Below are 3,044 nucleotides of genomic sequence, written 5' to 3'. Positions count from 1 at the left end.
CCCGAACTCAGCAGTGAAACGATGCATCGCCGATGGTAGTGTGGGGTTTCCCCATGTGAGAGTAGGTCATCGTCAAGATTAAATTCCGAAACCCCAATTGCGAAAGCAGTTGGGGTTTTGTTTTGCCCGCAGGAAATGTATCTGCTTGATTTCTATGCAACGGCCCGGGGCATGGCTATTATTCGGGCCTCATTGTGAGGCGAGACCTGCATGCTGACGTTGTTGAACCTTCTGAAGGATGGTCGATTCCATTCTGGTCAGGATCTGGGCGCTGCCCTGGGAATAAGTCGAAGTGCGGTATGGAAGCAGCTTCAGCATCTAGAGGCTGATCTTGGCTTATCCATTCATAAAGTTCGGGGGCGGGGCTATCAACTGGCTGCACCATTGATGCTGCTCGACTCTCTGACTATATCTGCAATGGCGCCAAGCTGGCCGGTGACCGTTCTGGATTCGGTCGACTCGACAAACGCTGAGGCTTTGCGCGCGATCGGCCAAGGTAGTTTGGCCCCCTTTTTGGTGCTCGCAGAACGGCAAGTCTCCGGGCGTGGGCGAAGAGGTCGAAAATGGGTGAGTCCGTTCGCTGAAAATCTTTATTACAGCCTTGTCCTGCGTATTGATGGCGGAATGCGCCAGCTCGAGGGCTTGAGTCTTGTCGTGGGGTTGGCTGTCTTGCAGGCTCTGCGAAATTTTGGTGTGCCAAGTGCCGGATTGAAGTGGCCCAACGATGTCTTGGTAGGTAGCAAGAAAATCGCCGGCATTCTTCTGGAGCTCGTTGGAGATCCGGCAGATGTTTGCCATGTGGTGTTGGGTATTGGTATCAACGTGAATATGCAGCTTGCTGATGAGGTTGACCAGCAGTGGACCTCTATCCGGCTTGAGTCAGGCAAGAGCAGTGATCGTAATGCTTTGGTGGTTGAGCTGAGTGAGCAGTTAAGTGCTTACATCCAGCGTCATCAGGCGGATGGTTTCTCGGTTCTCCAGGCTGAATGGGAGGCCAATCACCTGTGGCAGGATCGGCCTGTATCATTGATTGCGGGTTCGAGTCAGGTAAATGGCGTGGTGCTCGGAATAGATAGTCAGGGTGCTCTGCGCCTGAAGGTGAGTGGCGTGGAAAAAGTCTTTAGTGGTGGTGAGCTCAGTCTGAGGTTGCGTGATGATTCTTGAGCTCGACTGCGGGAACAGCTTTATTAAATGGCGAGTACTGAAGGCTGCGCCCGACGCTCTCTTTTCTGAAGGGGTTGTCGATTCTGATCTGGCGTTGCTTGATAGTCTGAGATCTCTTGATGGGATTGTGCTGCGCAAGTGTCGCCTGGTGAGTGTTAGGACTGCAGAGGAAACTGATGCATTGATCGATGCGATCGAGCGGGAGTTCGGTATTTCGGTTGTGTGCGCTAAGTCCGCTCGTGAAATGTCTGGTGTCAAAAATGGTTATGAAGACTACGAGCGTCTCGGGCTCGATAGATGGTTGGCCATGCTTGGCGGGTTTCATCTGGCATCGGGCAGCGCTTGCCTGGTACTCGATTTCGGTACGGCAGTAACTGCTGATTTTATTGCCGCTGATGGAGAGCATTTGGGCGGCTTTATTTGCCCGGGGATGCCGTTGATGCGAAATCAGTTGCGTACTCATACCCGCAAGATTCGCTATGGCGACCTGGCGGCTGAACGCGCGCTGTCCAGCAATGCGCCTGGGCGGAGCACTGTTGAGGCGGTGGAGCGTGGGTGTTCGTTAATGTTGCGAGGTTTTGTGCTGACTCAACTGGAAATGGCGAGTTCCTACTGGGGGAAAGATTTCGCAGTCTTTATAACTGGCGGTGATGCTGTTTTGGTCGCAGATGTCGCGCCTGAGGCCCGAGTCGTACCCGACCTCGTTTTTGTGGGCTTGGCTATGGCGTGTCCCTTTTTCTGAGGTTTGTATGCGTTGGTTGTTTCTCCTGCTCCTTGTTCTTAATGGTTTCTATTATGTCTGGCATCAGCAGGAGGCGCCCTTGCGGGCGAAGGACGTGACGCCTCTTAGTTTGTATCGAGGTTCCCAGCAAGACATTCGCTTGCTCAGCGAAACGACGGGTGAGGTTCGGGAGGGGCAGGCGGGGCGTCGGCAGCAGTGTCTTTTCCTTGGCGGTTTTTCTCGGCAGGAATCGATTCCAGCGCTCCAGCAGCGTCTGGCTGAAATGGGGGTTGATGTAAAATCTTCGGCGAGGGATGTATCTGGGGCTGGTTATTGGTTGTCTGTTTCGCCTCAGGGCCAGCGTTTGCTGGGGGATGTACAGTTGCAAAACCTTTCCAACGAATTCAATGAGTTAAAACATAAAATAATGCTATGTGAGGGGGTTGCACCTACTGAATAGTTTGCATAGAATGGCGCCCGCTCCACAGCGAAGACCTAAACAGGAATTCAAAGTGAAGCGATGTCAACGCAGCTAACCTCAGGTTTTTAAATGAGAAAATGCTTGACAGGGGTTTGGCATGGTATAGAATGCCGGCCTGATTAGGAGGGGTTCCCGAGCGGCCAAAGGGATCAGACTGTAAATCTGACGTCTACGACTTCGAAGGTTCGAATCCTTCTCCCTCCACCAGATTTAAGCGTGAGCTGCAGGCTCCGCGGGTATAGTTTAGTGGTAGAACCTCAGCCTTCCAAGCTGATGATGCGGGTTCGATTCCCGCTACCCGCTCCAAGTTTGCAGGTTGTGCAAAGTGTTTTGCTCTTGTAGCTCAGTTGGTAGAGCACACCCTTGGTAAGGGTGAGGTCAGCGGTTCAAATCCGCTCAAGAGCTCCATATAACAAGGCAGATATGAAAATATCTGCCTTTGTTTTAATGGTTGATATTGTTTGTCTAATTTCTTCTGTTGAGGGTGATATCGATGGCTAAGGAAAAATTTGATCGTTCCCTGCCCCACGTCAACGTTGGGACCATTGGTCACGTTGACCACGGTAAAACCACTCTGACCGCTGCTCTGACTCGCGTCTGCTCCGAAGTTTTCGGTTCGGCCGTAGTTGAGTTCGACAAGATCGACAGCGCTCCAGAAGAAAAAGCTCGCGGTATCAC

4 protein-coding genes and 3 tRNA genes are annotated in these 3,044 nt (G+C 52.3%); all 7 read left to right on the top strand.

Annotated features, from left to right (window positions below):
* The first annotated feature begins 210 nt into the window (after positions 1 to 210).
* The gene (gene birA / locus CKW17_RS24455) at positions 211 to 1,164 is read left to right on the top strand and encodes a bifunctional biotin--[acetyl-CoA-carboxylase] ligase/biotin operon repressor BirA (protein ID WP_095122219.1); all 954 of its coding nucleotides are present in this window, start codon (positions 211 to 213) and stop codon (positions 1,162 to 1,164) included.
* Positions 1,154 to 1,906 carry a pantothenate kinase gene (locus tag CKW17_RS24450; RefSeq protein ID WP_095122218.1) on the top strand — a complete coding sequence of 251 codons (753 nt, stop codon included), beginning with the start codon at positions 1,154 to 1,156 and terminating at the stop codon, positions 1,904 to 1,906. The genes birA and CKW17_RS24450 overlap by 11 nt, the downstream gene beginning before the upstream one ends.
* A gap of 7 nt (positions 1,907 to 1,913) precedes the next feature.
* Positions 1,914 to 2,345 carry a hypothetical protein gene (locus CKW17_RS24445; protein ID WP_095122216.1) on the top strand — a complete coding sequence of 144 codons (432 nt, stop codon included), beginning with the start codon at positions 1,914 to 1,916 and terminating at the stop codon, positions 2,343 to 2,345.
* A gap of 143 nt (positions 2,346 to 2,488) precedes the next feature.
* Positions 2,489 to 2,573 (top strand) — tRNA-Tyr (locus CKW17_RS24440).
* A gap of 25 nt (positions 2,574 to 2,598) precedes the next feature.
* A tRNA-Gly gene (locus CKW17_RS24435) sits at positions 2,599 to 2,672 on the top strand.
* 26 nt (positions 2,673 to 2,698) lie between these two features.
* Positions 2,699 to 2,774 (top strand) — tRNA-Thr (locus CKW17_RS24430).
* A gap of 85 nt (positions 2,775 to 2,859) precedes the next feature.
* On the top strand, positions 2,860 to 3,044 hold a 185-nt coding region (locus tag CKW17_RS24425), incomplete at its 3' end, for a GTP-binding protein (RefSeq protein WP_244891356.1).

The sequence above is a fragment of the Pseudomonas sp. Irchel s3f10 genome (assembly GCF_900187515.1).
Taxonomy (GTDB): domain Bacteria; phylum Pseudomonadota; class Gammaproteobacteria; order Pseudomonadales; family Pseudomonadaceae; genus Aquipseudomonas; species Aquipseudomonas tensinigenes.
Note: the sequence above shows the minus strand (reverse complement) of the source record. Positions and strands in the feature narration are given on the sequence as shown.